27 protein-coding genes are annotated in these 25,266 nt (G+C 69.4%); 11 read left to right on the forward strand and 16 right to left on the reverse strand.

The genetic code is table 11. The features are described 5' to 3' along the window. The first annotated feature begins 1 nt into the window (after position 1). Positions 2 to 499, forward strand: coding sequence for a class I SAM-dependent methyltransferase (locus V7004_RS00095; RefSeq protein ID WP_334140982.1), 498 nt, complete (start codon positions 2 to 4; stop codon positions 497 to 499). 21 nt (positions 500 to 520) lie between these two features. On the opposite strand, the gene wecB is transcribed toward V7004_RS00095, so the two are convergent. The 5 genes from wecB to V7004_RS00120 form a co-directional block, all read right to left on the reverse strand. After that, the gene (gene wecB / locus V7004_RS00100; protein WP_334141062.1) at positions 521 to 1,591 is read right to left on the reverse strand and encodes a non-hydrolyzing UDP-N-acetylglucosamine 2-epimerase; all 1,071 of its coding nucleotides are present in this window, start codon (positions 1,589 to 1,591) and stop codon (positions 521 to 523) included. Positions 1,592 to 1,601: 10 nt separating this feature from the next. Next, positions 1,602 to 3,614 (reverse strand): DUF6351 family protein, encoded by a 2,013-nt coding sequence (locus V7004_RS00105; RefSeq protein WP_334140983.1) that lies wholly within the window; start codon positions 3,612 to 3,614, stop codon positions 1,602 to 1,604. Beyond that, complete coding sequence (locus V7004_RS00110; protein WP_334140985.1) at positions 3,607 to 4,074, reverse strand: nuclear transport factor 2 family protein; 468 nt, start codon at positions 4,072 to 4,074, stop codon at positions 3,607 to 3,609. Before V7004_RS00110 ends, V7004_RS00105 begins: the two co-directional genes overlap by 8 nt. A gap of 34 nt (positions 4,075 to 4,108) precedes the next feature. After that, positions 4,109 to 5,665, reverse strand: a complete 1,557-nt coding sequence (locus V7004_RS00115; RefSeq protein WP_334140987.1) for a hypothetical protein — start codon at positions 5,663 to 5,665, stop codon at positions 4,109 to 4,111. Positions 5,666 to 5,937: 272 nt separating this feature from the next. Then, positions 5,938 to 7,035 (reverse strand): hypothetical protein, encoded by a 1,098-nt coding sequence (locus V7004_RS00120; RefSeq protein WP_334140988.1) that lies wholly within the window; start codon positions 7,033 to 7,035, stop codon positions 5,938 to 5,940. Positions 7,036 to 7,269: 234 nt separating this feature from the next. Between V7004_RS00120 and V7004_RS00125 the strand changes: the two genes are divergently transcribed. The 4 genes from V7004_RS00125 (at position 7,270) to V7004_RS00140 (ending at position 10,573) form a co-directional block, all read left to right on the forward strand. Further along, positions 7,270 to 7,653, forward strand: coding sequence for an HU family DNA-binding protein (locus V7004_RS00125; RefSeq protein ID WP_334140989.1), 384 nt, complete (start codon positions 7,270 to 7,272; stop codon positions 7,651 to 7,653). A 150-nt stretch (positions 7,654 to 7,803) separates the two neighbouring features. Further along, the gene (locus V7004_RS00130; RefSeq protein WP_334140991.1) at positions 7,804 to 8,811 is read left to right on the forward strand and encodes a phosphotransferase family protein; all 1,008 of its coding nucleotides are present in this window, start codon (positions 7,804 to 7,806) and stop codon (positions 8,809 to 8,811) included. 141 nt (positions 8,812 to 8,952) lie between these two features. Continuing rightward, positions 8,953 to 9,600 carry a class I SAM-dependent methyltransferase gene (locus V7004_RS00135; RefSeq protein ID WP_334140993.1) on the forward strand — a complete coding sequence of 216 codons (648 nt, stop codon included), beginning with the start codon at positions 8,953 to 8,955 and terminating at the stop codon, positions 9,598 to 9,600. A 148-nt stretch (positions 9,601 to 9,748) separates the two neighbouring features. Then, positions 9,749 to 10,573: an enoyl-CoA hydratase/isomerase family protein gene (locus V7004_RS00140; protein WP_334140995.1), complete on the forward strand. Its 825-nt coding sequence runs from the start codon at positions 9,749 to 9,751 to the stop codon at positions 10,571 to 10,573. A gap of 3 nt (positions 10,574 to 10,576) precedes the next feature. Here V7004_RS00140 and mnhG read toward each other — a convergent pair whose 3' ends face one another. The 7 genes from mnhG to mbhE are packed head-to-tail and all read right to left on the reverse strand — an operon-like array spanning position 10,577 to position 16,317. Then, complete coding sequence (gene mnhG / locus V7004_RS00145) at positions 10,577 to 10,936, reverse strand: monovalent cation/H(+) antiporter subunit G (protein WP_334140996.1); 360 nt, start codon at positions 10,934 to 10,936, stop codon at positions 10,577 to 10,579. Between the two features lies 1 nt (position 10,937). Further along, positions 10,938 to 11,198, reverse strand: a complete 261-nt coding sequence (locus tag V7004_RS00150) for a monovalent cation/H+ antiporter complex subunit F (protein ID WP_334140998.1) — start codon at positions 11,196 to 11,198, stop codon at positions 10,938 to 10,940. Further along, positions 11,195 to 11,653: a Na+/H+ antiporter subunit E gene (locus V7004_RS00155; protein WP_334141000.1), complete on the reverse strand. Its 459-nt coding sequence runs from the start codon at positions 11,651 to 11,653 to the stop codon at positions 11,195 to 11,197. Before V7004_RS00155 ends, V7004_RS00150 begins: the two co-directional genes overlap by 4 nt. Before the next feature lie 59 nt (positions 11,654 to 11,712). Beyond that, positions 11,713 to 13,188, reverse strand: coding sequence for a proton-conducting transporter transmembrane domain-containing protein (locus tag V7004_RS00160; protein WP_334141001.1), 1,476 nt, complete (start codon positions 13,186 to 13,188; stop codon positions 11,713 to 11,715). Continuing rightward, positions 13,185 to 13,637 carry a Na(+)/H(+) antiporter subunit C gene (locus V7004_RS00165; protein WP_334141002.1) on the reverse strand — a complete coding sequence of 151 codons (453 nt, stop codon included), beginning with the start codon at positions 13,635 to 13,637 and terminating at the stop codon, positions 13,185 to 13,187. Before V7004_RS00165 ends, V7004_RS00160 begins: the two co-directional genes overlap by 4 nt. Further along, positions 13,634 to 14,083, reverse strand: coding sequence for an MnhB domain-containing protein (locus V7004_RS00170; protein ID WP_334141004.1), 450 nt, complete (start codon positions 14,081 to 14,083; stop codon positions 13,634 to 13,636). The genes V7004_RS00165 and V7004_RS00170 overlap by 4 nt, the downstream gene beginning before the upstream one ends. After that, entirely contained in the window at positions 14,080 to 16,317 is a 2,238-nt protein-coding gene (gene mbhE / locus V7004_RS00175) for a hydrogen gas-evolving membrane-bound hydrogenase subunit E (RefSeq protein WP_334141005.1), read from the reverse strand. The genes V7004_RS00170 and mbhE overlap by 4 nt, the downstream gene beginning before the upstream one ends. Before the next feature lie 324 nt (positions 16,318 to 16,641). On the opposite strand from mbhE, the gene V7004_RS00180 reads away from it, so the two are divergent. After that, complete coding sequence (locus V7004_RS00180; RefSeq protein WP_334141006.1) at positions 16,642 to 16,968, forward strand: hypothetical protein; 327 nt, start codon at positions 16,642 to 16,644, stop codon at positions 16,966 to 16,968. Here the strand turns inward: V7004_RS00180 and V7004_RS00185 are convergent. Beyond that, positions 16,917 to 17,423 carry a hypothetical protein gene (locus V7004_RS00185; protein ID WP_334141007.1) on the reverse strand — a complete coding sequence of 169 codons (507 nt, stop codon included), beginning with the start codon at positions 17,421 to 17,423 and terminating at the stop codon, positions 16,917 to 16,919. The two genes, V7004_RS00180 and V7004_RS00185, sit on opposite strands and share 52 nt — an antisense overlap. A 14-nt stretch (positions 17,424 to 17,437) precedes the next feature. Further along, entirely contained in the window at positions 17,438 to 17,773 is a 336-nt protein-coding gene (locus V7004_RS00190) for a DUF3040 domain-containing protein (RefSeq protein ID WP_334141008.1), read from the reverse strand. Positions 17,774 to 17,903: 130 nt separating this feature from the next. Here V7004_RS00190 and V7004_RS00195 point away from each other — a divergent pair, with 130 nt between their 5' ends. Beyond that, positions 17,904 to 18,314: a hypothetical protein gene (locus tag V7004_RS00195; protein ID WP_334141009.1), complete on the forward strand. Its 411-nt coding sequence runs from the start codon at positions 17,904 to 17,906 to the stop codon at positions 18,312 to 18,314. A gap of 66 nt (positions 18,315 to 18,380) precedes the next feature. Here V7004_RS00195 and V7004_RS00200 read toward each other — a convergent pair whose 3' ends face one another. After that, positions 18,381 to 19,118: a sigma-70 family RNA polymerase sigma factor gene (locus V7004_RS00200; RefSeq protein ID WP_334141011.1), complete on the reverse strand. Its 738-nt coding sequence runs from the start codon at positions 19,116 to 19,118 to the stop codon at positions 18,381 to 18,383. Positions 19,119 to 19,462: 344 nt separating this feature from the next. Here V7004_RS00200 and V7004_RS00205 point away from each other — a divergent pair, with 344 nt between their 5' ends. The 3 genes from V7004_RS00205 to V7004_RS00215 all read left to right on the forward strand — a co-directional run bounded on the left by V7004_RS00205 (position 19,463) and on the right by V7004_RS00215 (position 23,137). Then, positions 19,463 to 22,018: a SpoIIE family protein phosphatase gene (locus V7004_RS00205; protein ID WP_334141012.1), complete on the forward strand. Its 2,556-nt coding sequence runs from the start codon at positions 19,463 to 19,465 to the stop codon at positions 22,016 to 22,018. Between the two features lie 213 nt (positions 22,019 to 22,231). Beyond that, positions 22,232 to 22,666, forward strand: a complete 435-nt coding sequence (locus V7004_RS00210) for an ATP-binding protein (protein ID WP_334141014.1) — start codon at positions 22,232 to 22,234, stop codon at positions 22,664 to 22,666. Between the two features lie 135 nt (positions 22,667 to 22,801). Then, complete coding sequence (locus V7004_RS00215; protein WP_334141016.1) at positions 22,802 to 23,137, forward strand: DUF5658 family protein; 336 nt, start codon at positions 22,802 to 22,804, stop codon at positions 23,135 to 23,137. A 43-nt stretch (positions 23,138 to 23,180) separates the two neighbouring features. On the opposite strand, the gene V7004_RS00220 is transcribed toward V7004_RS00215, so the two are convergent. After that, positions 23,181 to 24,224 carry a GNAT family N-acetyltransferase gene (locus tag V7004_RS00220; RefSeq protein WP_334141018.1) on the reverse strand — a complete coding sequence of 348 codons (1,044 nt, stop codon included), beginning with the start codon at positions 24,222 to 24,224 and terminating at the stop codon, positions 23,181 to 23,183. A 236-nt stretch (positions 24,225 to 24,460) separates the two neighbouring features. Here V7004_RS00220 and V7004_RS00225 point away from each other — a divergent pair, with 236 nt between their 5' ends. Then, positions 24,461 to 25,243, forward strand: coding sequence for a metallophosphoesterase family protein (locus tag V7004_RS00225; RefSeq protein ID WP_334141019.1), 783 nt, complete (start codon positions 24,461 to 24,463; stop codon positions 25,241 to 25,243). Positions 25,244 to 25,266: the final 23 nt, after the last annotated feature.

Genomic DNA, 25,266 nt, shown 5'->3' on the forward strand with positions numbered 1-25,266 from the left:
CGTGCACGTCCAGGCCTACGACTTCGTCGCCCGCCACGCGACGGGGACCGCGGGGGCACGAGTCCTCGAGCTCGGCAGCCTCGACATCAACGGGAGTGTGCGTCCCCTCTTCGCCGGTGCCCGCAGCTACCACGGCGTCGACCTCGCCCCGGGACCGGGGGTCGACGAGGTGGCAGACGCCGCGGACTGGCGGGCTCCAGGATCCTTCGACGTGGTCGTGACCACCGAGGTGCTCGAGCACGCAGCCCGCTGGCGCGACATCCTCTCCAACGCGTGGGAGGCGCTCGTTCCCGGTGGGAGGCTGATCGTCACCTGCGCGACAGACCCCCGCCCACCTCACAGCGCGATCGACGGCTGGGCGCTGCGGGAAGGCGAGTGGTACGAGAACGTCTCGCCGACCCAGCTGCGGGCGCTGCTCGACAGGTGGGGGGCGAGCTGCTGGACGCTCGAAGTGGCGCTCGATCGCGGCGATCTCTACCTGCGCGCCGACAAGCCCTGAGTTCCAGCCCGCGCCAAGGCCTCAGAGTTCACCGGTCAGCTCGGTGAGCACGACATCCGCGATGCGCTCGGCGGCGTGCCCGTCCCACAGCGCTGGGCGCTGCGCCGGCACCCCGTGCTGCAACACCCGCTCCACCTCGGCCACGATCACCTGCGGTTCACGCCCGATGACCCGGTTGGTGCCCTCCTCGACCGTGATCGGCCGCTCAGTGCTGTCTCGCAGGGTGAGGCATGGCACGCCAAGCACGGTCGTCTCCTCCTGCACCCCGCCAGAGTCCGTGAGGACCACCGCGGCGGCCGCTTCCAGGGCCACGAAATCCAGATAGCCGAGCGGGTCGAGGAGCCGGATGCCGGGTGCCACCCCGATCTCGTCGACCACCGCTCGGGCCCGGGGATGGACCGGGAACACGACGGGCAGCTGCCTCGACACGCTCGCCAGCGCGGCGAGGAGCCCGCGCAACACGCCCGGGTCGTCGACGTTCGCCGGGCGGTGCAGCGTGACCAGCGCGTAGCCCCCGCGGTCCAGGCCGAGCCGGTCGAGCACCGGCCGGTGGCGCGCGCGATCGAGATTTCCGAGCAGGGTGTCGATCATCACGTTGCCGACCAGGTGGATCTGCGAAGGCGTGTGTCCCTCGGCGCGGAGGTTGTCGACCGCGTCGGGGGACGGAGCGAACAGGACGTCACTCAACCGGTCGGTGACGATCCGGTTGATCTCCTCGGGCATCGATCGGTCGCCACTGCGCAGGCCGGCTTCGACATGTGCCAGGCGCACCCTCGCCTTGGCCGAGACGAGCGCGGCGGCCATGGTGGAGTTCACGTCGCCGACCACGATCATCATCTCCGGCGCCAGCTCGGCCACCACCGGCTCGAGGGCCAGCATGACCCCCGCGGTCTGCTGCGCATGGGTGCCCGAGCCCACACCGAGGTGCAGATCCGGCGCCCGCAGACCCAGTTCGTCGAAGAAGACGTCGCTCAGCAAAGGGTCGTAGTGCTGCCCGGTGTGCACCAGGTGCACACCGATGCCGCGAGCCTCGAGCGCGTCGAGCACCGGCTTGACCTTCATGAAGTTCGGGCGCGCCGCGGCGACGCACATGACCTTCACGTCAACCGAACCGCAACCACGTGCCGTCGATCGCCACCTGGCCCACTCCGGGGTGACTCCAGTCGCACACCCCATCGGGAAAGATGGCCTCCAGCCTCCGGCGCTGGAGGTTGCTGAGCTCGACCCCGTACAAGCCTGGATCAACCGGCACCAGGCGGCATTTCCCGATGTCGTTGACCAGCGGCGCGCCCGCAGCACGCCGTGGATCACCCTTGACCGGGTAGGCACGGGTGCAGGGGTTGTCCTCGTCGTTCACGCCCGCACCGCTGAGTCGCTCGCCGTCCGGTAGGACGCAGCTGTCCACCGCAGCGGCGGGGCGGTTGGCGGCCAGCTTCTCGGACCACGATCGTTCCGAGGTGTCGGCGCCCGCCCTCGTCAACCACTCATCCAGTACGCCTACCGCGTCGGCTCCCTGCTTGACGGCCCCGATCAGCGTCTGAGCCAACGCGCCCGTGCCGGGCACGGTCCAGAGCACCAGGTTGGGGTCCAACGCACCGTCGGGACCACGGAGCCGCTCCCGGATGGCGAAGAGCCGTTGCCGGTCGTGGATGTCGCCCTGGTCGTCGGTGTAGACGTTGGTGAGGATGATCGGAACGTCCCACAGGCCCTGGCCGCTCAACACCTGACCGGTCGCGTAGGCAACCCGCATGTCTTCTTCGGTCGCCGCCATCCGCCGGGGCACGATCCGACCGTCGATGTCGTAGCCCCCGATGTGCTCGTTCAAATCAAGGAACTGATCAACCGTGATCACGCCGCCCCGCAGGGCTTCGAGGCCGTACTGGACACCGGTGTTGTCCAGCGGTCGACGGGCGAAACCGGTGACGGGATCGCGGCCGTAGATGTTGACATTGCTGTCCTGGAAGGTGCAGCGGACCCCGCCGGGATTGCGTTCGGGGTCGTAAATCCTGCTCGGGTCCAGCTCGGCCGAGCAGCCACGGGTGGGGTCGAGGAGCTGGAGGAACGCGTTCACCCACAGATCGCAGGTGCCGGTCGTTCGATGCCCGTTGATGGCGGCGCGCTGTGTATCGCTGAGGCGGGCACCTTCGGCGGTGCGGTAGTAGTGATCAAGCAGCCCGCAATCCGTGACCCCCGGCGCGATGCTCGCCGCATCCGGGAACGGGACAGTGGGCGCGAGCGCATCGAGAATGCCGGGATAGTTCTGCGCGATCTGGAGTTGCTGGATCGCGCCCCCGGACCCTCCCTCGCCGATCGTGAATCGCGGCAACCCGTAACGCTCGATGAAATGCTCTTTCACCATCAGCGCCACCTCTGCGGACACCACCGAGTTGCAGAGGTTCTGGAAGGTGTTGAGGCTCGACGTCACCACCGCATAGCCCCTCGACAGCAGGCTCGGGTCCGTCGCTTCGACCAGCGAGCGACCCTGGCTGTAGGTGCTCCCACAGCCCCCGCCGAAGCGGTAGACCAGCCTGCGGTTCCAGCTCTCGCGGGGGATCGCGATCGTGTAGGCGGAGCGCCCGAGGACGCCCCGCTCGACGATGGTGGCCACTCCATCGATCTCCTCCTGAGCCACCTGAGCAGGCGCCGAGCAGGCGGCATCGGTGGCCGGCCCGAGCCCGTTCTGCTCGGTGGTGCAGACGAAGGGCTCGAGCAACGGCCCCGAGAACAATGGTCCGGTGGTGGGGTGGTTGGTCACCACCAGTTCGGCGAGATCCCGCCCGCGAGCGGCACGGATCGTGCTGTCACCTTCGGGTAGGCCGGTGACCAGCCCGACGAGCTGGTCACCGTCGGAGGCGAAAGCGGCGGTCACGTCACGGCCATCCACTTCGACGACGATGTCGCCGAGATCCTGATCGCCCGCCCGGACGGCGACCAGGACGTCACCGCCGGTCACGTACTCGGGCCTGGTCGAGAGGGCCTCGATCCGCAGCGGGCTCGAATCGGCGACATCGGAACCTATCGATCCCGCGCCACCCGACCCGCTGGTGCAGCCGCCGAGAATCAGCGCGGACACCACGGCCACCAGCCAGCGGCGGTCTCGGTAGCCCTCACCCATCGGTCGTCTGCCGGCCGAGCCGCTCCCTGGCCTCCATCCAACCCTGGACCATCGTCGCGAAGTGCGCCGGGTTGTAGATGTCCTCCTCGTAGGACCACTTGCCGCGCCCCGCGTACTTCAGCAAGGTGAAGTTGTACGCCTGGTGCAAGGATCCATCACCCGGATCGGCCATGCGGTTCCACACCTGGCACACCACCCAACCCCGCTCCTCGTCGACCACGTGCCACTCGACCGGGAAGTGAGGCATCTCCCGGCCGGGGAACGACGACATGGTTTCGGTGATCCATCGCCGGATCGCCTCCCTCCCACCCATCGTGCCGTAGTGGTGCTCGACGTAGGTGGCGTCCTCCGTGAACAGGTCTGCCCAACCGTTCCAGTCACCGGTGGTGCCGGCAACGAGGGCTGCCCGCTGGTACTCCTCGAACGCCTGCTCGATCTCGTCCCGGCTCCATCGACCCATGTTCGAGGAGTCTTGCGCAGGCAGGCAGAGGCCGCTAGCTGCCCGTGAGGTCCAGCTCGGTGAGCACGTCGCGCAGGAGGGGGCCGACCCCCGGCGAGCGGTCATCGAACGTCGTGGCATCACCGATGATCTCCACCCCTGACAGGTCGAGTACCAGGCGTTCCTCTCGCCGTGCCACGCGCCAGGCCTGCGAGCCCAGCCCGTTGCGGACCTGCCAGAGCAGCGTACGAAGTCGGTGATTGCGCCGCGCGGGTGCGGCTACGGGCCAGAGCGCCTGGGCCAGCACCCTCGCCTCCACCCCCCGCTCCCTCGCCAGGGCGAGCACATAGACCGAGACCTCCGCGTGCCTGGTCAGGAAGACCACCCGCTGACCGCCGAGCTGGACCGAGGGTCGACCGATGAGCGTGATGTGCAGGCTGTCGCTCGAGCGGAAAAAGTCGTAGGCGGGGTCACCGTCGCTGCAGGACCGAGCCCGGGCGATCCACCATTGTCCGCGATCTCGCTCCGCTGCGGCCAGACCCGTGCAGATCCTCGCGATCCAGTAGCGGGCCTCCGCGGGCTCGACGAGGCCCAACGCCTCCTCGAACGCCACCCGCGCGGCAGGACGGTCGCCCGACCGCAGATGGGTCTCCCCCATCCCGACCAGGGCGCGCGCCCGTTCGAGGGGATTCGAGAGGTCCTCGGCCGCACGACCGAACCGTTCGATCGCGTCTTCGAAGCGTGCGAGCTCACGCAGTGCGGATGCCTCGGCCAGCACACTGAGGCTGGTCCACCAGCGGTCACCGATCGCCATGGCCTCCTCACGGGCCCGGTAACTGTCGGCGAGCGCGCGCTCGGGGTCCCATGCGGCGGTGAACTCGCCGCGCATGCACCGGGCCATCACCGCGTACCAGGGGGCCGACAGCTCGTCAGCCGTTGCGAGCGCCTGCGCGAACGCGGCGTCCGACTCCCGTCGGTGACCTCGGAGTGCCTCGAGCACCCCTCGCAGCGCACTGAGCAGTGGACCGTCGTTGCGGACTCCTCCGGTCGCGATCTCCTGCCAGATGCCGTCGGCTCGGTCGAGCTCCGCCTCGGCTCGGGCGAAATCGCCGAGGTTGAGGTCGTACAGCACGAGATAGACGAGCGGCACGAGCTGTGCCGGCCGATCGCCTACAGCCATCAGCTTCGACCAGGCTTCCTCAGCCCGGGCGATCGCTCCGTGGAGGTCACCTCTGCGGTATGCCTCGATGGAGAGGTGTGCGAGCACCGTCGCACCCAGCGGCACGCCGCCGTCGAGCAGATCCAGGCACCGCCTCCACCAGGCCAGTGCCTCGTCCAGCTCACCACGGGCGAAGGCCAGGTTGGCTCGCACGTTGGCCGCCACGCCCAGACCCTGCTTGTCTTGGTACTCGAGCAGCTGCTCCCAGGCTGCCTCCACGAGCTCGATGACCCGGGGGTGGCCCCGGTAGACGTCGTGGCAGGCGGCGGCGACGAGCAGGCCGGCGAAGGGACGTTCCTGGAGATCGAGATCCAGCAACTCGTCGAGCTGTGGTGCGAGCAACCGGGGAGCGCCGGTGGTCAGTACCTCGACCGCCATCTCCTCGAGGATCATCGCCGGTTCGTCGGATCCTCCGGCCGTGGTTGCGGACTGCACCTCCCCCATGTCTGATCCCGTCTCCTCCGTCGAGGCGCGTGCAGCCTCGTTCCCCCTGGTGACCACCGCGCACCGCCCACAGGCCGCACGGCACGCTGCCAGCTGGCCCTGGCTGTCGCCGGAGCCGCTGGTTGAACGACGGTTATAACCTCGCCAACCATCATGACGCAACCATCATCGGGCGCCAAGCACCGGGGCGGGGCTCGGCGGGCCGGAGGAGACGAGCAGGTTCAGGGCACGTCCATGAAGCTCGTGAAGCCGTACTTCTCGTGGGGTCCCAGAAAGAGGTATTCATGCAACCCGTACCCAACCTCGCCGGTCGACGACTCGAAGCGGGCCACGCAGTCCACGATCCCGAAGAAGCGCTCGCGGTCGGCCTCCACGTCGAGCGAGACCCCCTGCACGACGAGAGGCCCCTGCCACATGCCATGACGCCAGTCGGCGTCGAAGCCATACCCGGTCCCGATGCCGATGTGCGCCTCGAGCAGGTGGGTGACGTGGACATCGAATGCTCCCCCTGGTGCCTGAGGGAAGGAGATGACCGCAGAGTCGACCTCCCTGGTGCCGGGCCTGATCGACAGCTCGTGCTCCGGCCGCCCCAGCCACTCCGGCTCCCGAGTCGGATCGGCCCACACTCGAACCGCCTCGTCCATGACGCGCTGGCCGTTGGCCCACTCCTGCACGATGTAGAGGATCGAGTAGTCGTCGAACTGCATGGGCGCGTAGTTCCAGAGGTTGAAGAACAGCGGCTGGTCCGCGCGGATGCCCGCCGGCTCGGGCTCACCGACCGGGCGTACTCCCCATGAACGATCCCTGGTGCCCTTCCACCGGTCAGGGGTCACGGGGATGTCCTCCCCATCGACGTGGAGGATGCCGCTCCAGCATCCCGTCTGCGCCAGGCGCATGGTGTCGAACAGGACGCGACCGTGGAGCCTGATGTGATGGCGCGGCTCCTCGAAGGCGGGAATGGCGCCCTCCCAGACGAGATCGGCGGCGATCCCCCACTCGTTCGGTTCGAGCACGAAGCGCAGCCGGTGCAGCGGTTCGAGCACCTCGATCCTGAAGGGCCCGACCGTGGTGTCCATGCGATCGCCGAGCTCCTTCGATGCCCGCACGACCCGGTGCTCGGTGCCCCGTCGGAGCAGGCAGAACGCATCCTGCACCGCGAGGTTGGGGTACTGACCCATCCCCATCACCATGAACAGCTCTGCGCTCGAAGCGTGGAGGTTGAAGTAGTAGCGGTCGTAGAAGTTGCGATCGCTGGTGCCCACGTAGCGGACCGGCTCGGCGATCTGGTGGATCGGGTAGTCGTCAGCGGCTGAGAGCATCAGGTCTCCTCTGGTGATGTCGCGTCCCCGGCGTGCAGCGGCAAGTCGACCAGGAACCGGAGCGGGGTCGCAAGGACTGCACCGGCACCGCGATGACCCCACGATCGGGCACACCCGTGTTCGACGATGTGCGATGGACAGGAAAGAATGGGCGGACGGCGGGAAGATCCCACATCCGCGCCCGCCGGGGTGCAAGGCTGGCGCCCGCCTGCAACACAGCACGACGGAGGTCCAATGAATCGCAGGGAACTCGTGCTCGCACTCGCCGAGCGCAACGACACCGACCGCAAGACCGCAGAGGCGTTCCTCGCTTCCTTCGTCGATGTGGTCACCGAGACGGTCGCGACCGGCGAGCCGGTCTCCATCCCGGGCTTCGCGAAGTTCGCTCGGGTCGACCGTCCCGCCCGCATGGGTCGCAACCCCGCGACCGGCGAGACGATCCGCATCAAGGCCTCCCGCAAAGCGCGGATCACGCCTCTGAAGGCCTTCAAGGACGCCGTCAACACCGGCAAGGTGGCGAAGAAGGCGACCAAGAAGGCACCGGCGAAGCGGGCGGCGGCGAAGCGGGCTCCCGCCAAGAAGGCTCCCGCCAAGAAGGCCGCAGCCCGCCGCCGCTGACCAGGCCGGCGGAGGGCCGCCTCCCGTAGCGCTCGGAACGGCCCGCCCGCACAGCCACCCGTCATCCTTGCCGGCTGCACACCGGTTGCAGCCGGCAAGGGCGACGATCGCCGCGGCATACTGGCCGCGAGCGAAGGGGGCATGCGGCGCATGGGTACGCAGCGCACGCCGTGGTTGGCATCGTCCGCCGAGGAGCTGCTCGCCGGCGCGACGCAGCGCACCCCTCTCGATCCGAGCGACGGCAAATCCGGGTCGCGCTTCGAGCGGGTGGTGATCGGCGGCCAGCCCTACTTCGTGAAGTCGCTCTCCTATGAGCGCGACTGGATCATGCGGGTCACCGGTGATCGCGACCACCGCCCGTTGCTCGTCTGGCGGCACGGGATCATGGCCGCGGCCCCCGCGTGCATCGACCACACCGTGGTGGGCATGGCGATCGACAGCGAAGGCGAGGCGTGCGAGCTCACGGTCCTCATGCACGACGTCGGTCCGTGGCTGGTACCGGAGGGCGACGGTCCAGTGGCGCTCGCCCAGCACCTCGGGTTCCTCGATCACCTCGCCGAGCTCTCGGCGACCTTCTGGGGCTGGCAGGACCACATCGGGCTGACACCGCTGGAGCACCGATTCCGGTTCTTCGCACCGGACAACATCGCCCCTGAACTGGCACGACCCGAGGTCCCGGTCCCGTTGCGGATCGCTGCGCAGGGATGGGAGCAGCTCCCTCGACGGGCGCCGGAGCTCCACGAGCTGGTGCGAGCGATCCACGACGATACCGGGCCACTCGCCGCGGCCTTGCGGCAGACGCCCTCGACCTTCCTGCACGGGGACTGGAAGATGGGCAACCTCGGTACGCATCCTGACGGCCGGACGATCCTGCTGGACTGGGCCTACCCGGGCTCGGGCCCGGCCTGCTACGACCTCGCCTGGTACCTGGCGCTCAACCGGGCGCGTCTTCCTCAACCCAAGGAAGACGCGATCAGCGTCTTCCAGGACGCGCTCGAGCGGCAGGGCATCGAGACGGCGGGATGGTTCGACGCGCAGCTCGAGCTGAGCCTCCTGGCCATCATGGCGACGTTCGCATGGGAGAAGGCCGTCGGAGAGGAAGCCGAGCTGCGTTGGTGGGAGGCGGCCGCCCGCCGGGGTGCCCGGTGGCTGCGGTGACCGGGTCGGGTCTCCGCCCCGATCACCACGGGAGCGTCGCGGCCCGGGCAGGGTCGGAAGGCGCCTCGCTCGTCTATCACCCACTCGCCGAGTCCCTCGTGGCCCGATGCCCCGACCTGCTCGTCGACCGCCTGGTCGCCGATGTGGGCACCGATACCGGCGCGTGCACCGACGTGCTCCTCGGGAGCGAGGGTGATCGCGACCGACTTCAGCGAAGACATGCTCCGCATCGCGCTGAGCCGGCGGCCGCCCACGGCCGTTGCCGACATGCGAGCGCTGCCCATCCGCTCACAGGCCCTCGACGCGGTGTTCGCGGCCTTTGTGCTCAACCACCTCGACAACTCACACGCGGGCCTCGTCGAGCTGCGACGGGCCGTTGGGCCGGGCGGTGCGGTGCTGGCCGATGTGTTCTCCTCGCGATCGCGCCACGAAGCGAGGGATGCCATCGACGCCGTCGCGATGGCGGCGGGATGGGAGCCTCCCCGCTGGTACGTGGCTCTCAAGGAATCCGCAGCTCCCCTGCTCGGCTCCGCCGGTCGCATGGTGCAGGCCGCGCGGGATGCCGGCCTCGACGTGCTTCGGGTTGAGGAGACCGAGGTCGACATCGGTCAAGAGCCGGAGCAATTGGTCGCCTACCGCCTCGGCCAGGCACATCTCGCAGCCTTCGTCGCCGGGCTCCCACGCTCCTCCAGACATCGTCTGGTGTGGAAGGCCACCGCCGCCGCGACAGAAGTCATGTCGCCGTACCGCCCCTTGGTGGTGTTCCTGGTCGCCCGAGCACCGCGATGAGCGCGAGGAGCACCCAGGTGCCTCGAGGGCCGGGACCCCACGGAACCCGACTCTCTCGCCTCGGCGAGGCACCTACCCGGTGCGGAATCCACAGAACACCCCCACCATCACCTAGTGTCCGCGGCGACCGCGCGACCCGAGGCTGACGATGACCACACCGAACCTCTCCGGAGCTGGCTACGACACGTTTCGCACGCTGCGCTTCGAGCGCCCCGCCGATGGGATCCTGCGGGTCGTCCTCGATGCCCCCAACCTCAACGCAGTCGGCCCCGCCATGCATCGGGAGCTCGCCGACGTCTGGATCACCGTGGATCGCGATCCCGACACCAGGGTCGTGCTCGTCGAGGGTGCCGGACGAGCTTTCTCCGCTGGAGGGAGCTTCGATCTCGTCGAGTCGTTGCTCGAGGACTACGCGGCGCGGACTCGGGTCCTGCGCGAGGCTCGGGACATCGTGTTCAACGTGATCAACTGCTCGAAACCGATCGTCTCGGCGATCCACGGGCCCGCGGTCGGTGCGGGCCTCGTTGTGGCGTTGCTCGCCGACATCAGCGTGGCCGCCCGCACCGCCAGGATCATCGACGGGCACACCCGGCTGGGCGTTGCCGCCGGTGATCACGCCGCGATCTGCTGGCCGCTCCTGTGCGGCATGGCGAAGGCGAAGTACCACCTCCTGACGTGTGAACCGCTGACCGGTGAAGAGGCCGAACGCATCGGGTTGGTGTCGCTGTGCGTCGACGACGAGAAGCTCCACGATCGGGCGATCGAGATCGCGACCTCGCTGGCTCTCGGTGCGCAGAGCGCGATCCGTTGGACGAAGCACACGCTGAATCACTGGTACCGGATGCTCGGCCCGGTCTTCGACGCATCACTCGCCTACGAGTTCTACGGCTTCGCCGGCCCCGACGCCGCTGAAGGCCTCGCGGCTCATCGTGAGAAGCGGGCCCCGCGGTTCACGGGACCCACCAGCGAATGACGATCAGTCACCCCCCGAGCGGGGCAGACGCTGTTCCCGTCGTTCGAACTCGGCCAGCTCGTCGACGACCATCTGGCGTGAGCGCGTCCCAGGTGTGTGGTACGCGGCCCGGCCGACCATGTGGACGCCGACGGGCGCGGTGAGGAACTGCAGCGCGACGACGAGCAGGAGCCGGGCAGCGTCAGAGAGATCGGACGCGACCAGCGCCGCGCCACCGGCAACGAGCACCAGGCCGAGGGTCGCGGGCTTCGTAGCCGCGTGCATCCGGGAGAACAGGTCACCGAACCGCACGACGCCGATCGCCGCGATCAGGGCGAGCACCGAGCCGAGCACCATCGCTGCACCGGCCACGATCTCGATCATCTCAGGCTCCTCGCCGTTCGATGAATCGTGCCACCGTGGTCGTGCCCAGGAAGCCGAGCACCGCGACGACCAGCATCACCGAGAGGAACGCGCCCGAATTCGTGCGAGCTGCTTCGACGGCCAAGCCGAGCACCAGGATGGTGATCAGCAGGTCCGTCGCGACGATGCGGTCCGCGAGGCTGGGGCCGCGCACCAGCCGTACGACGGCCAGCGAGGCCGCCAGCACGAGCAGCCCGAATGAGATGTTTGCCGCCAACGTCATCGCTCCTCTCCCACGGCTCGTCTGACCAGGTGCTCGAATCGCTGCACACGCGCCCGCACGTCGATCGTCTCCCGAGCGGTCAACGCGTGGACGAACAGCGTGGCCGACGGCTCGTCTACATCGACGGTGAGCGTTCCGGGCGTGAGGCTCGTGATGTTCGCGACGATGAACAGCACCACCGAGGACCTGGTGCGCAGTGGAACGGCCACGACGCCCTGGTACGCGGGACCGGGCCGGAGAACGAGGAGCGCGACCTCCAGCGTGGAGACGATCAGTGCCCAGGCGAATGCCGCGGCCAGCCTGGCCGTCGCCAGCGGACGGATGTGGACCGGCGCCGGTCTGCTCCCGAGCGGAAAGGCGATCAGCAGGCCCGCTGCGGCCAGAACCCCCGACAGCAGGTTCGCGAGACTGACCTCACCCCAGAGTGCGAGCCAGACGACGACCAGCCACACCATGACGCCAGCCGGCCCCAGCCACGTCGGTGTCCGCCTGGGACCACCCCCTGCCGAGGGCCTCATCGCTCCATCACCACCGTCACGTAGCCGTCAGGATCGAGCAGCTGCGCTCCGGCGCGGACGCTGAGGTCCCACAGGGGCCCGGCGCACAGCGCGATCAGCAGGGTGACCGCGACCAGCCCTGCGCTCGACACGTACAGCAGCCGTGGCACCGGCCCACCGTCGGTGGCCTCAGGGTGGTCGGGCACGCCCCAGAAGACACCGCTCCAGATCTTCACCATCGAGAACAGCGTGAACACGCTGACGACGAGGCTCACGGCGACGATCGCCCACGAATGGGCGTCGAAGCCTGCCTCGACGAGGGCCAGCTTGCCCACGAAGCCGGAGAACGGCGGCAGCCCGGCCAGGCTGAGTGCCGCCAGGCCGAAGAGAGCGGCGATCAGCGGGGCCTTGTGGACCATGCCACCCACCCGGTCGAGAGCCGTGGTGCCGGTGCGCTGCTCGATCAGCCCGCCCACGAGGAACAGGCTGGTCTTCACCGGGATCTGGTGCAGCATGAACAGCACGGTTGCCGCCGCGCCGGCGACCGTGAACAGCGCGAAGCCGAAGATCATGTAGCCGATCTGGCTGACGATGTGGAAGCTGAGGATGCGCTTCATGTCGTTCTGTGCGATGGCACCCAGCACCCCGACGATCATCGTCGCCGCCGCGATGGCCAGCAGCACCCAGGTCGGCGTCTGGCCCGGGAAGAGCAGCGTCTGCGTGCGGACGATCGCGTACACGCCGACCTTCGTGAGCAGACCGGCGAAGATGGCGGTGACGGAGGTCCGTGCAGTCGGATACGAGTCCGGCAGCCAGAAGAACAGGGGAAAAATCGCCGCTTTGATGCCGAACACGAGGAGGGTGAGCAGGGACAGCGCCGTGCGCACCCCGTCGGGCACCTGTGCCATGCGGTTCGCCAACTCGGCCAGGTTGACGGTGCCGGTCGCCGCGTAGGCGAACCCGATGGCGGCGACGAACAGGGACGACGCGAGCAGGTTGATGACCACATACGTCATGCCCGTGCGGACCTGTTCCCGCCTACCGCCGAGCGTGATCAGTACGTAGCTGGAGACCAGCATGATCTCGAAGGCGACGAAGAGATTGAACAGATCGCCGGTTACGAAGGCCAGAGCGACCCCCGCCGTGAGCACCAGGTAGACGGGGTGGAACACCGGTGTGTCGTCGTCGGTGGCCGGGTGGCCGATGGCGAAGAGCAGGACGGCGAGGATCGTGACGAGGCCGATCACCAGCATCAGGGCGCTGAAGAGGTCGGCGACCAGCGTGATGCCGATCGGCGCAGGCCATCCGCCCACGTCGATCGCGCCCGCACCGTCACGCTCCACCCGGGCGAGGAGCAACGACGCGGCACCCAGCGCGGCCACGACCGCGAGCACGGTCACCATCCGCTGGGCAGTGATGGAGCGCCACGCGAGCAAGGCGATCGCGGCCCCCACCAGCGGGATCACGACGGGCAGCGTGAGCGCCGCGGTCATCGCCCTGTCTCCCGACTCGGCGCGCCCGAGTCGGTCTGCTGATCGGTGACCGCCTGATCCTCGTCTCCGTGGGCATGGTCGTGCCGGTGACGCTCGTCTGCCGCCAGCCGTGCGATCCGGCGATCCTCAACGTCGTCTTCGACCTCGTCGTCGCCGGTGAGCTTCCAGCTCCGGTAGGCGAGAGCCAGCACGAACACGGTCATGCCGAAGCTGATGACGACCGCGGTCAGAGCGAGTGCCTGCGGGAGCGGGTCTGACATCTCGGCTTCATCGGTGGTTCCGATGAGGGCCGGCGCGCCGGGCGGCCCACCCGCCTCCAGCAGCAGCAGGTTCGCGGCGTGCGCCATCAACGCCAATCCGAGCACGATGCGCGTGAGCGCCCGCTGCAACAGCAGATAGGTCCCCGCGCCGAAGAGCACGGCGATGGTGGCCGCCATGATGACGCTCACCCCACGACCTCCCGGTCAGACCCGTCGGTGTCGGGTTCACCGAGTGCCCGGAGCATCAGCAGGACCAACCCGACGACCACCAGGTACACACCGGCGTCGAAGACGAGCGAGCTGCTCAGATGGACCGAACCGACGACCGGGAGGTCGACCGTCGCCTTCGCCGATCGGAGGAGCTGGTCGCCCATGGCGAGGGGCACCAGCGCAGTCGCTGCGCCCAGGAGCAGACCGGCGCCGATGATCGCGAACGGATGGAAGCGGGCGGCCTGCTGGACCTCGTCGATCCCGCCGGCCAGGAAGCGCAATCCGAGCGCGGCACCCGCAACGAGCCCGCCCACAAACCCGCCTCCCGGCTGGTTGTGCCCGGCGAACAGCAGGAAGAGCGAGATGAGCACCAGCGTGTGGAACTCGGCTCTCACGCACCGATCGAGGATCACGCTGCGCTTCACCGCTGCTCCACGTCCTCATGGCGACGACCGCGGACCAGCATCACCACGCCCACGGCGGCGACGGCCAGGACCGTGATCTCCCCCAAGGTGTCGAGTCCGCGAAAGTCGACGAGCACTACGTTGACCACGTTGCGGCCTCCCGCTTCGGATTGGGCGCGCTCGAGGTAGGCGTCGGACACCGGTGGGCTGCTGCGGGAAGCGGTCGACAGCAGGCTGAACACAAATACGAAGGCCGCGACGACCAGCGCCACGCTCGCGGCGACGAGCGAGCTCTGGCGGGTGCGGGGCGGGAACTCGTCCGGCAGTCGGCGCAGGACGAGCATGAACACCACCACGAGCAGGGTCTCGATGACGAGCTGGGTGAGCGCCAGGTCGGGGGCACCGTGGATGACGAAGAGCCCCGCCATCGCGTAGCCGACGACGCCCAGGAGCACGACGGCGGAGAACCTCCGTCGCTGCCGGCAGGCAACGATCGCGGCGACCACCGCGACGGCGCCGACGAAGCCCTGGAGCGGGGTGTGGGCCAGAGCCAGCGCCTGCGGCCATCGGGGGTCCAGGACCAGCGCCGCGGCGGGCACCGTCACGACCGTGAGCAGGATCACCGCGAGGTACACCGGCAACGAGCCGTTCTGCATCAACCCGGTGGCGTCCGCGGCACGGCGAGACAGCCCCTTGACGAGGCCGTCGTAGGCCCGATCGGCGCTCGGGACGGTCGGCATCGCGTCCTGCGCGGCCTCGAGCCGCACCCGCACGGCGATCAGGACCGCGCCCCCCGCGAGCGAGACCGCCGAGAGCAGGAGGGGGAGCTTCACGCCGTGCCAGAGCGCGAGGTAGGAGTCGGCAGGCACCGCACCCAGCGATCCCGCGGCAGCCCGTACGAGCCAGTCGAGCGTGGCGGGGAAGAGCCCGCACACGACCGTGATGGCCGCGAGGATCGCCACCGGCGCCACGAACGGTGGCGGCGGTCGATCGACGGGACGGTCCGGTCCCGGTCGGCCGCGGCCGAACGCCCCCAGCTGGAAGCGTGCGCTGTAGGCGACGGTGAGCATCGCCCCCGCGACCACCAGAACCCCGATCAGCGCCCGCTGGGGCACATCGGGCGCCACCACACCTTCCAGCACGAGCTCTTTGGCCACGAACCCCAACAAGGGCGGGACGCCGGCCATGGATGCCGCACAGATCCCCGCGGCCACCGACAGGGCGGGCATCTTGCGGGCCATTCCGTTGAGCAGACGCAGGTCACGGGTCTTCGCCTGGTGGTCGACCACACCGACCGTGAGGAAGAGCCCGGCTTTGAAGGCGGCATGGGCCAGCAGCAACGCGCAACCGGCGAAGCTCGCCTGTGGCGTCCCGAGGCCGAAAAGCACCACCAACAGGCCCAGCTGGCTCACGGTTCCGAAGGCGAGTAGGAGCTTCAGGTCGTGCTGGCGGAGCGCGCGGTATCCGCCGACGAACATGCTGGCCAGCCCGGCAGTGACGACGATCGGTCGCCACACCGCCACGTCCCCGAACACCGGCGCGAACCGGGCGATCACGAAGACCCCTGCCTTCACCATCGTCGCGGAGTGCAGGTATGCGCTCACCGGAGTGGGTGCGGCCATGGCCCGCGGCAACCAGCTGTGGAACGGTACCTGGGCCGACTTGGTGAGCGCTCCCACCAGCACCAGGACGAGCGCCACGCTCGTCACCGCGCCCGACGGCGGCTCCGCCAGCAGCTCAGAGAGCGTGAAGGTCCCGGCCTCCAAACCCAGCAGGACGAAGCCCGCCAGCATCGCCAACCCGCCCACCCCTGTCGTGAGCAGCGCCTGTAGTGCGGCAGAACGGGCATCTGCGTCGATGTCGTGGCTGCCGATGAGGAGGAACGAGGTGACGGTGGTGAGCTCCCAGAAGACGAACAGTGTCAGCAGGTTGTCCGAGACGACCAAGCCGAGCATCGCTCCGGCGAAGGCGAGGAGCGTGGCCGCCAGCCGGCCGTTCGCAGGGTCGGGCCGCACGTACCACCGGCTGTACACGAAGACCAGCAGCCCGATCCCCGAGATCAGGAAGACGAAGAGCAGGGCGAAGCCGTCCAGCCTCAGCCGGATGTCGAGGCCGAGGCCGGGAACCCATTCCACACTCTGAACCAGCGATCCGCCATCCGCGATCGACGCTGCCTGCACCGCAGCCCAGACCAGAACGGCCGCGGGGACGATTGCGCCCGCGAGGAACACCCGGGTGCCGAGGCGGCGTGCCACGGCGGGAAGCACGGCGACGCCGAGCAGATGGGCGGCGAGTAGCAGGAACAGTGGGTGGGCCTCCTCAGTCGCGGCGGACTGGCGCCGACCAGACTTCCCGGCTCACCCCTCAGCAGTGTAGGTGCGTCACCGGAACCATCGGTGTCTCGCGCCCTTCCTCGGTGGCCCCATCCCTTCGCCGCCGGCACGGCCTGGAGAGGCCCTGCCCGGTGTCTGGGCCAGCTACTACTTCGTACCCGATGGGGTAAGTGCGTCCACACAGGTGTCCGATCCGTGGCAGACCCGATGCACCGACCTGGCCGAGGGAGCGTGAGGGAGCGTGAGATGGGCAAGTTGGAAGAGGTGGCCGTCAACGCCGAGTTGCTCCTGCGGATCACCTCCACGCGAGAGGCTCTCACCCCCTACAACCCCGTCGAGCCGATCGTCGACCTGCTGCTCGACCTGCGGACGGCACACGTCAGCCCCCGGATCGTCGAGATCGTCGACGGACACTTGGCGGCCGTGAGCCACCGCCGCCTGCTCGCTGCCGGTGAGCTCTTCCCGATGCTCGCCCAGCTCGAACAGCAACTTCACGACCGGCTGCCCGCCAGCGGTTCGACTCAGCACGCTGGGGCGTCCGGTCCCCGAGACGGGGTCCGGGGGGCACGCTGACTCAGCTCCGCGCGGCCGTTCCCGACGGGGTCGTCACCCTCCGGATCGACGCCCGCGCGAGCTCGGCGCTCGAGGGCGGCCAGCTGGTCCCGGTCGAGCTTGCGCCACAACCGTGGGTACACATCGGCGTTCATGAGGTCGACGTGCTCGCGCAGCGCCGCGAGCACATGGTCCGGGCTGACGCACACGTCGAACTCGCTCGGCAGGGCGCGAAGCGCCGAGCGGATCTCGTGGTGCCGAACCCGAGCCCAGCGCGCCTGTTCCCGACCGAAGGCAACCAAACGCTCGTGGGCGGTCAACACTGCTCGCTCTTCCACTTGCAGGTACTGCTCCACCGCCGCGCAGACCTGTCCCCACTCGTCGCCGGCGATCGGGTGCTCGCTGCATGCCGCGGCGACGCCTGCCAACGCGTCGTCCTGGAGCCGGCGCAGCTCCCCGAAGGGCTCGGCCCTCACACCTGCCCGGACCATCACGGCCGGGAGGGCCGGCGCCAGTCGAGCTGGTGCCACCAGTTGCCGAGACCGAGCCGCCGCCGCTGCTCGAGCTCCACCACCGTGCTGGCAACCAGCATCGACCCAAGCAACATGAACAGATAGCCGATGAAGGCCGCGGCCACGGCGACTTGCAGGAACCCGACCGTCATCGGGGCCCCCGCCAGCACCGCGCTCGCCCCAACCACCAGCCGGAGTGCCGCGGTGCGCCGTTCCGCGACGGTGAGCGGGTCCGGGTCGTCCTGCAGGTGGGCCGCGATGTCATCGAGGAGCCGCTCCTCCTCACGGGACAGGCGCAAGCTCTCGTGCTCCATGCAACACCTCCCCATCGCGATGCGGCCTGCCTACCCAGTTCATCCCGCGAGCATGCCGACCCGCCCAGGGAAAGGGCGAGGAGGCAGGACGGTTCAGATCGCGGCCGGCACGGGTAGATCAGGTGCTCGCATGAGCCCCGACGAGCAGGATGCCGCCGAACAACTCGACGATGAGACCGTCGACGCGGCCGACTACCCGCCAGAACAGCCACTCGGCGTGGAGGAGTTCGGGGTCACCGCCGTGGAGGAGGAAGGTCGCGAGTCCGTCGTCCAGCGCGACCGTCGCGAGGATCACCGGGCCGATCTGCGCGAGCCCCCGCCGCCGGTCGCAGACATGATCGAGCCCGACATGACCGATGCACCCGGGCTCACTGACGACACGGCGGAGCTCGTGGCCGACCGGGCCGACGAGCCGGACATCCTCTCGGCGGAGGAAGCCGCCATGCACCTCCTCGAGGAGTCGAGCGACCGCGACGTCGAAGGACTCCCGGGCGAGGATCTCGACACCAGCAGCGACCCGGTCGAGTCCACCGACAACTGACTTCCACCTGGGCGCGGGGGACAGCGCCCGGGCGACGAGGACAACGAGGGTCCGCCAGGCCGTCATTCACCGTTCCTGGGGCGCGATCCGAGACCGTAGCCGTATCAGGCTCCGCCGCAGGATCCGCGACAGGTAGGACTGGCTCACCCCGATCCGATCGGCGATCTCCTGTTGACCCAGGCCTTCGACGAACCGGAGGTAGATCACGGTCCGCTCGCGTTCGGGCAACCCGTCGAGCACCTGGTCAAGCACGAGACGATGGTCGGTCGCCGCGAAACCCGGGTCGAGGTGCGCCAGCGGCCGTTTCAACTCACGGCTCACCCCGTCCGCGAAGCTCACCGTCTCGTCCAGGCTGGCCGTCTGGTGCGCTGCGCCTGCTTCGAGGGCCTCGAGGATGCGGTCCTCGTCGACCCGCAACTCGGCTGCCAGCTCCGGAACCGTCGGGGACCTTCCCAGGCGCTGCGTCAGCGCGTCGATCGATGACCGCAGCTCGAGGTGCAACTCTTGGGCCCGCCTCGGCGGGCGTACGAGCCAGGTTCGATCTCGGAAGTAGCGCTTCAGTTCGCCTTCGATCGTGCGGCTGGCGAACGTGGCAAACGAGACCCCCAACGACGGGTCGAAGCGCTCGACCGCGTGAAGGATCGCCAGCAACGCGATCTGGCGGAGGTCATCGTCAGGTATGCCCCGGCGCGAGTACCGGCGAACGAAGAACTCCGCCAGGCCGCGATGCGCCTCGATGAGACGGTTGCGCAGTGCACGCTGGCGCGTGCGGTGGTACTCGACGAACAGGTCCTCAAGGCTCACGTCAGGACTTCTCTGAGCTGCTGCCGTCAGCGGGCGAGGCTCACGAGCACGCTCCCACCCGCTGCCTGGACATGAGGCCGCCTCTACCCCACCCGCCCAGCGCTAGTACCCGCCCGAAGCGCGAGCGGCATGCTCAGCCAGACAGGTGGGTGCGCGAGTGGGTGTTCTGACTGATCCGGCAACGGGGTAGTCCCCGGCCGGCAAGGGGGCTGGTGAGGGCCACTCCTCTCGTTCCGGTAGGGCCGCCTCCAGGCGGTCATGCTCCGCCCACCCTCACCGGCTCCCTTCGTCGTGCCCCGGGAGCCGCGCGGCGGAACGGGCATCGGGTTCCTAGACTCACGGTGGTGACCGGCTCCGACGACCTGGCCGACCTGGCAACGGCGTCGCGGGCGATCGCCGAGACCGAGACGCTCGACGAGCTGATCGGGGTCGTCGCCGAGCTGGCCCGGGAGCTCATCGGTTCCCGCGAGGCCGAGGTCCGATACCTCACGGACGGATCCACAACCCGGCACCCCTCCCCCATCGGGCCCCGAGAGCCCGGAGGGGAGCCCGTTCTCGAAGCACCGCTACTGCGGGGAGACGGCACGTGCATGGGCGTGATCCGCCTCGCCGGCAAGCGCGACCGGTCGGCGTGGTTCTCTCCGGATGACGAACGCCTGCTCACCATGCTGGGGCAGATCGCCTCGGCCACGATCAGTCACGTCGAGCTCCTCGAACGTGAGCGCCGGACGCGTCGAGAGCTCGAACGCGAGCGGCGCATCGTCGAGTCGCTCTGGGCGGTCGGGCAGACGATCAGCCGCCAGCTCGACCTCCACGAGATCATCCAGATGGCCACCGACGCCGCCACGACCCTCACGGGCGCGGCGTCCGGTGCCTTCTTCTTCCGCGGAGATGACGCGCCACCTGAGCCGACCCTCTCGACAGGCGCAGCGGCGCTGGTCGGGGCCCCCGACCCGGCCTGGATGACCCCGCTGCTCGCCGAGGTCTTCACCACCGATGGGCTCGTCTGCTACGAGGACGTCACGGCCTCGCCACCGGACGGCTCGGCGGCGCCCGACCAGGAATCGTCCGGGGACCCGCGGGTTCGGAGCTTTCTCGGCGTGCCCGTCAGCCTCGCGGACGGGACCGTCGTGGGAGCGGTCGTGCTCTGGCACGTCGAGCCCGGCCGATTCACGCGCGACGACCAGCGACTCGCGATCGGGATCAGCCGCCAGGCGGCGGTGGCCATCGCCAACGCTCGGTCCCTCGAAGCCGAACGGGTCCTCGCGAACGAGCTCCGGCGGGCCCACACCCATCTCGAGGTCGCGCTCGCCGCCGCGAAGGCCGGGAACTGGACCTGGAACATGGCCACCGGTGAGGTCTCGTGGTCGCCGGTGCTCGAAGCGATCTACGGCTTCGAGCCAGGCTCGTTCCCCGGGACCTTCGAGGCCTACGTGGAGCGGATCCATCCGGACCACCGCGCCGCGGCCATCGAAGCGATCGAGCGCGCGGTGGCGGAGCCGCGCACCTTCGAGTATCGCTACCCGATCGTTCGGCTCGACGGGCACCTGCGCTGGCTCGAAGGGGCAGGGCAGCCGATCCTCGACGAGTCCGGAGCGCTCACCGGCATGGCTGGCGTCTGCTCGGACATCACCGACCGGGTGCACAGCGAGCGCCGAACGCGTGCCGAGCTGGCGGTGACCAAGGTCCTCGCCGAGAAGCCACCGATCGTCGACACGCTCCCGCTCATCCTCGAAGCCATCGGTGAGCACCTCGGGTGGGACCTCACCCAGCTCTGGCTCGAGCGCGAGGCAGGCTCACTGGTTCGCGAGCACGGCTGGACCTCCTCCCCGGATGCGTACGCCTCCTTCGTGAAGGCCTCCGAGCAGGTCCACTTCACCCGGGGGACGGGCCTCCCGGGGCAGGTGTGGGAATCCGGTCGCATGGAGACCGTGACCGATGTCAGCCGCGATCCCACCTTCCTCCGCGCACCCGCAGCGCTGGCAGCCGGGCTCCGTGGCGGGGTCGCCTACCCGATCCATGTCGCCGGCGAACTGGTGGGAGTCCTGGAGTGCTACCGCCGAGCCCCGCTCGACGAGGCGCTGGAGCTGCTGAGCGCGATGTCCACCATCGCCACCCAGCTCGGCCAGTTCCTCGGCCGCATCCGAGCCGAGACGGCTCGACGCGAGCTGTTCGAGGAGCGGAGCCGGGTGGCACGGGTCCTCCAGCAGAGCCTGCTCCCTCCCCGGTTGCCCGAGATCCCAGGGCTGTCGCTCGCAGCGCGCTACCGGCCGGGCAGCGAAGAGGTCGGTGGCGATTTCTACGACCTGTTCCCGCTGGCCGAGGACGAATGGGGTCTGTCCATCGGCGACGTCTGCGGGAAGGGTCCCGAGGCCGCGACGCTCACGGCTCTGGCCCGGCATGGCATGCACACCGCCTCGATCATGAACCGCTCCCCGGCGAGCGTGCTGACGGCGTTGAACGACTCCCTGCGGGGCACCGACCCCACCGGCCGGTTCTGCTCGGCCGTGCTGGCTCGGCTGGCCGTGGGATCGGGCGGGCTGCGGGTTCGCTGGGCGTCGGCCGGCCACCCGCCGCTCCTGGTCTCCCAGGGCGGCGGCCCCCTCCGTGCGCTGACGGCCAAGGGAACGCTCCTCGGCGTGTTCGAGGACATCCGCCTCGACGAGCGCGAGCTCCTCCTCGGGCCCGGTGATCTCATGGTCCTCTACACCGATGGCATCACCGAAGCCCGGCGGGGTGACGAGTTCTTCGGCCTCGACGGACTGCGGGAGGCCGTCGAGGCGAGCAGGGGTGAGAGCGTGGAGGCGATCGCGGAAGGCGTCATCGCCGCGGTGGAGGCGTTCGACGCCTCAGCGGATCGGGACGACCTCGCGCTCGTCGTGGTCGGCGTGCCTGAGTGAGTTCCCCACCGTCGATCGGCGGGGAGCCCCGCCTGGCCCGGGACCCGCTCGGGACCGGTCCCGGCCAGCCAGCCCTGAAGCGGGTCCCTGGTCACATCCGGCTTCCGAGGCGACGGCAGCACCGAGACGAACCTAGAGTTCCCGTCCGGAGCTGGCCCTCGGCGGCCAGCCGTGGGGCATGGCCCGGAAGGCCATGACACCGGTTCGATCGACATGACCACGACACCGAGGCGGTTCGAAGCCCATTTTCCGCCCGATCTCGGTAGCGCGCGGGCCGCGCGCCGTTTCGTGCTCTCGGTCATGGGGCGCGATCACGGGACCGAGGATGAGGTTGAGCTGATGGTGTCCGAGCTGGCCTCGAACGTGATTCTGCACGCCTGTACGCCGTTCACGATCCGGGTCGATCACGATGAGGTCAACCACGTGCTTCGGGTCGAATGCCATGACGGAGCGCGGACACTGCCCGTCTTGAAGGGCTACGCCCCCCGAGCGGTGACCGGGCGAGGTCTGCAGATCATCGATCACCTCGCCGACCGGTGGGGTGTCGAGGTGGACCACGAGGGCAAGACCGTGTGGTTCGAGGTCGGGCTGGGCGGATGCTCCGGATCACCTCCCGACGATCCGGTCCACAACGGCGATCGCGCCTGACCCTGCGCGCTCCCATCGCACATCCCGCCTCCCCGCTCGCCCTCCGTAGCCACCCTCGGCTCTGCCTCCCCGAAACCCGGCGCCCTGGCACCGAAGGGCGAGTCAGGCTGCAAGGCCCTGGGTAGGACCGACAACGTGGAAGCGGGTTCGGCCATCGAGCGGGCACACCGGGCCTACGTCGCCGCGGCGGCGGTGCTCGTCGTGCTGAACGTGGCCGACGTGGGGCTCACACGGGCAGCGATCGAGGCCGGCGCATCGGAGCTCAACCCGATCTCACGTTCGTTCATCGAGCACGGCGCTCTCGCCTACGCCATCAAGTTCGCGGTTCCGGCGTCGGTGTTACTGATCGCGTTGCGTCGCCGGGCGCGAGCTCGCATCGACGTCATCCACGTGGCAGCGATCTGGACGATCGTCGGGATCTACCTGATGGTCGTCTTCATCAATGCCGTCACGTGGGCTCACCTGCGCTGAGTGTCCCGAACGGAGAAGGCTCGCCCTCGGCCCCGGGCGATCGTCAGGCGAAGTACCGGTACAGGAGCGCCCCTGCCCGGGCCGCGATCTCATCGGGCACCCCTGGAGCGGTGAACAGTCCGGTGAGCTCCGCCAGCAGCTCCCCCTCGGCCTTGTCGATCGAGCAGTCACGGTCGGCGGGCACGTACTGCAGCCGGACGATCTCCCGCTCATCCGTACCGAAGGAACGCTTGAACCGCACCAGGCCGGGTTGGTCGTCATCGCTGGCCCCGAAGTCGAGGAGCCGACAACCGAGCTCGCAGCCCAGGCGCACGCCCTCCCACACCAGGAGGTTGTTCGGTCGTAGCGGCAACGCGTCCGGGCGCGAGGCGTTGAACTTGTAGTACAGCGCATCACCGTGGCGGAGGTAGATGGTGGCCGCGATCGGCTCACCGTCGTAGAGCGCGAGGAGCGGGTACCAGCCCTCGATGGCCCGGAACTGATCTCTCATCGACTCGATGAATCGGTCGGGTTGGGCGAGCAGGCCGTACTTGTGCCGGCGAACGCCCCGGTGCATCGCCATGAACGCCGGAATGAACACCTCGTCCGCGACCTGCTTCACCGTCACCCCCAAGCCGATGGCCTTGCGGATCGCACGCCGCACCGACGGCGCGAACGCGTCGAAGTGCTTGTGCGGCCCGTCCGTCAAGGTGAGTCCGTGCCACCGGGCACGGCTCGACACGGCGAAGGCCGGGTCGGTGACGACCGTCGGCGAACCCAGGGTGCGGATCGTGATGGGTAGACCTCGAGCCATGAGCGCGTCACGCAGCGGAGGCCAGGCGCGCGGGTCGACGAGCAGGGGGGGGCAGACGTCCGAGAACGGCAGCGAGACCAGGCGCGACGACCGCAGGCCGTCCACCTGCACCCAGGGCACGCCGCCGATCACCTCACCCGACTCGTCGGTCGCCAGTGTCGCCCTGATCTCGAACCCGTAGGTGTCCGCCAGGACCCGCCCCCATTCCGGTGTGTGGAACAGCATGGCGCCCGCGCGCCCCATCAGGTCGCGCCACCGCGCATCCGTGAACGGGTCCACTCCCTCGATCAGCATCTGCGCTTGCGGTACCCAGCTCCCCCCCACGGCATACAGTTCGCGCGGAAACCGTCACATGCGCTCCGCGGCGAGACCCGAGCGGGCACCGACACGCCGGCGACAGGCGAGCGTTCTGCGCTGGCCCACCACGGGTAGTGAGCGGACTCGATGGTGCTGACCTGCTCACCGAAGGCCGGACCCCGCTCGCGGCCCGGCCCGTGACGGCGATCGCGCCCCGCAGAGAGCGTTGGCCGATGCGCTACGGGGTCGTCTCGGACATTCACGGCAACCTCCATGCGCTCCGCGCCGCCGTTGCCACCCTGGAGGGTCGCGGCGTCGACGGGTGGCTGTGCTCCGGTGACATCGTCGGGTACGGCCCAAGCCCGAACGAGTGCATCGAGATCCTCGCCGGCCTCGGCGCGGCATGCGTGGCCGGGAACCACGACCTCATGGCCCTCGGTCGCCTCCCGGGCGAGCACGCGGGCCCGCTCGCCCGGCGGTCCACAGACTGGACCCGCTCGCAGTTGAGCGAGGGGTCGAAAACCGCGCTCGACGCTCTGCCACTCTCGATGGACGTGGGTGACGTGGTGGTGGGCCACGGCTCCCTCGACGACCCGCAGCGGTACGTGCGCTCGGACCGCGAGGCCCGGCGGGAACTCGATCGGGTCTCAGCGAGCGCGGCTCGGTTCCTGGTGCTCGGCCACACCCACCGCCCGTGGGTGTACAGCACGCAGCGGGGGACCATCCCCCTCCCGACCGGAGGCCCGGCGAGGATCCCACCCGGTGACCGGGTGCTGGTGAACCCCGGGAGCGTCGGCCAGTCCCGCCAGCGCGAGCCGCGACCGCTGGCCCGGTTCGCCTTGATCGACACCGGCGACCGCTCGGTCGAGCTCTTCGCCGTCCGTTACGACGTCGAGGGATGCCTCGAAGCACTCACTCGTCACGGCCTGCCCCCCGCCAGCATCCACCTCGAGCCCCGGCTCCCGCGGGTCTGGTCGCAGCAGGCCCGCCGTTGGTGGCGGGGTGGCCCCGCGTGAGACGGCAGCCGACCTCGCCTGCC

Origin of the sequence: Rhabdothermincola sp., assembly GCF_036846205.1 — a bacterium.
Lineage (GTDB): Bacteria > Actinomycetota > Acidimicrobiia > Acidimicrobiales > Acidimicrobilacustridaceae > Rhabdothermincola.

Excerpts from the sequence above, each read along its gene's own strand:
- V7004_RS00150 (WP_334140998.1), bottom strand. The coding sequence starts at position 11,198 with ATGACGTTGGCGGCAAACATCTCATTCGGGCTGCTCGTGCTGGCGGCC.
- V7004_RS00130 (WP_334140991.1), top strand. The coding sequence starts at position 7,804 with ATGGGTACGCAGCGCACGCCGTGGTTGGCATCGTCCGCCGAGGAGCTG.
- V7004_RS00210 (WP_334141014.1), top strand. The coding sequence starts at position 22,232 with ATGACCACGACACCGAGGCGGTTCGAAGCCCATTTTCCGCCCGATCTC.
- V7004_RS00160 (WP_334141001.1), bottom strand. The coding sequence starts at position 13,188 with ATGACCGCGGCGCTCACGCTGCCCGTCGTGATCCCGCTGGTGGGGGCC.
- V7004_RS00140 (WP_334140995.1), top strand. The coding sequence starts at position 9,749 with ATGACCACACCGAACCTCTCCGGAGCTGGCTACGACACGTTTCGCACG.
- V7004_RS00225 (WP_334141019.1), top strand. The coding sequence starts at position 24,461 with ATGCGCTACGGGGTCGTCTCGGACATTCACGGCAACCTCCATGCGCTC.
- V7004_RS00155 (WP_334141000.1), bottom strand. The coding sequence starts at position 11,653 with ATGGTGTGGCTGGTCGTCGTCTGGCTCGCACTCTGGGGTGAGGTCAGT.
- V7004_RS00110 (WP_334140985.1), bottom strand. The coding sequence starts at position 4,074 with ATGGGTCGATGGAGCCGGGACGAGATCGAGCAGGCGTTCGAGGAGTAC.
- V7004_RS00115 (WP_334140987.1), bottom strand. The coding sequence starts at position 5,665 with ATGATCCTCGAGGAGATGGCGGTCGAGGTACTGACCACCGGCGCTCCC.
- V7004_RS00120 (WP_334140988.1), bottom strand. The coding sequence starts at position 7,035 with ATGCTCTCAGCCGCTGACGACTACCCGATCCACCAGATCGCCGAGCCG.
- V7004_RS00105 (WP_334140983.1), bottom strand. The coding sequence starts at position 3,614 with ATGGGTGAGGGCTACCGAGACCGCCGCTGGCTGGTGGCCGTGGTGTCC.
- V7004_RS00190 (WP_334141008.1), bottom strand. The coding sequence starts at position 17,773 with ATGGAGCACGAGAGCTTGCGCCTGTCCCGTGAGGAGGAGCGGCTCCTC.
- V7004_RS00125 (WP_334140989.1), top strand. The coding sequence starts at position 7,270 with ATGAATCGCAGGGAACTCGTGCTCGCACTCGCCGAGCGCAACGACACC.
- V7004_RS00135 (WP_334140993.1), top strand. The coding sequence starts at position 8,953 with ATGTGGGCACCGATACCGGCGCGTGCACCGACGTGCTCCTCGGGAGCG.
- V7004_RS00180 (WP_334141006.1), top strand. The coding sequence starts at position 16,642 with ATGGGCAAGTTGGAAGAGGTGGCCGTCAACGCCGAGTTGCTCCTGCGG.
- V7004_RS00195 (WP_334141009.1), top strand. The coding sequence starts at position 17,904 with ATGAGCCCCGACGAGCAGGATGCCGCCGAACAACTCGACGATGAGACC.
- mnhG (WP_334140996.1), bottom strand. The coding sequence starts at position 10,936 with ATGATCGAGATCGTGGCCGGTGCAGCGATGGTGCTCGGCTCGGTGCTC.
- V7004_RS00220 (WP_334141018.1), bottom strand. The coding sequence starts at position 24,224 with ATGCTGATCGAGGGAGTGGACCCGTTCACGGATGCGCGGTGGCGCGAC.
- wecB (WP_334141062.1), bottom strand. The coding sequence starts at position 1,591 with ATGTGCGTCGCCGCGGCGCGCCCGAACTTCATGAAGGTCAAGCCGGTG.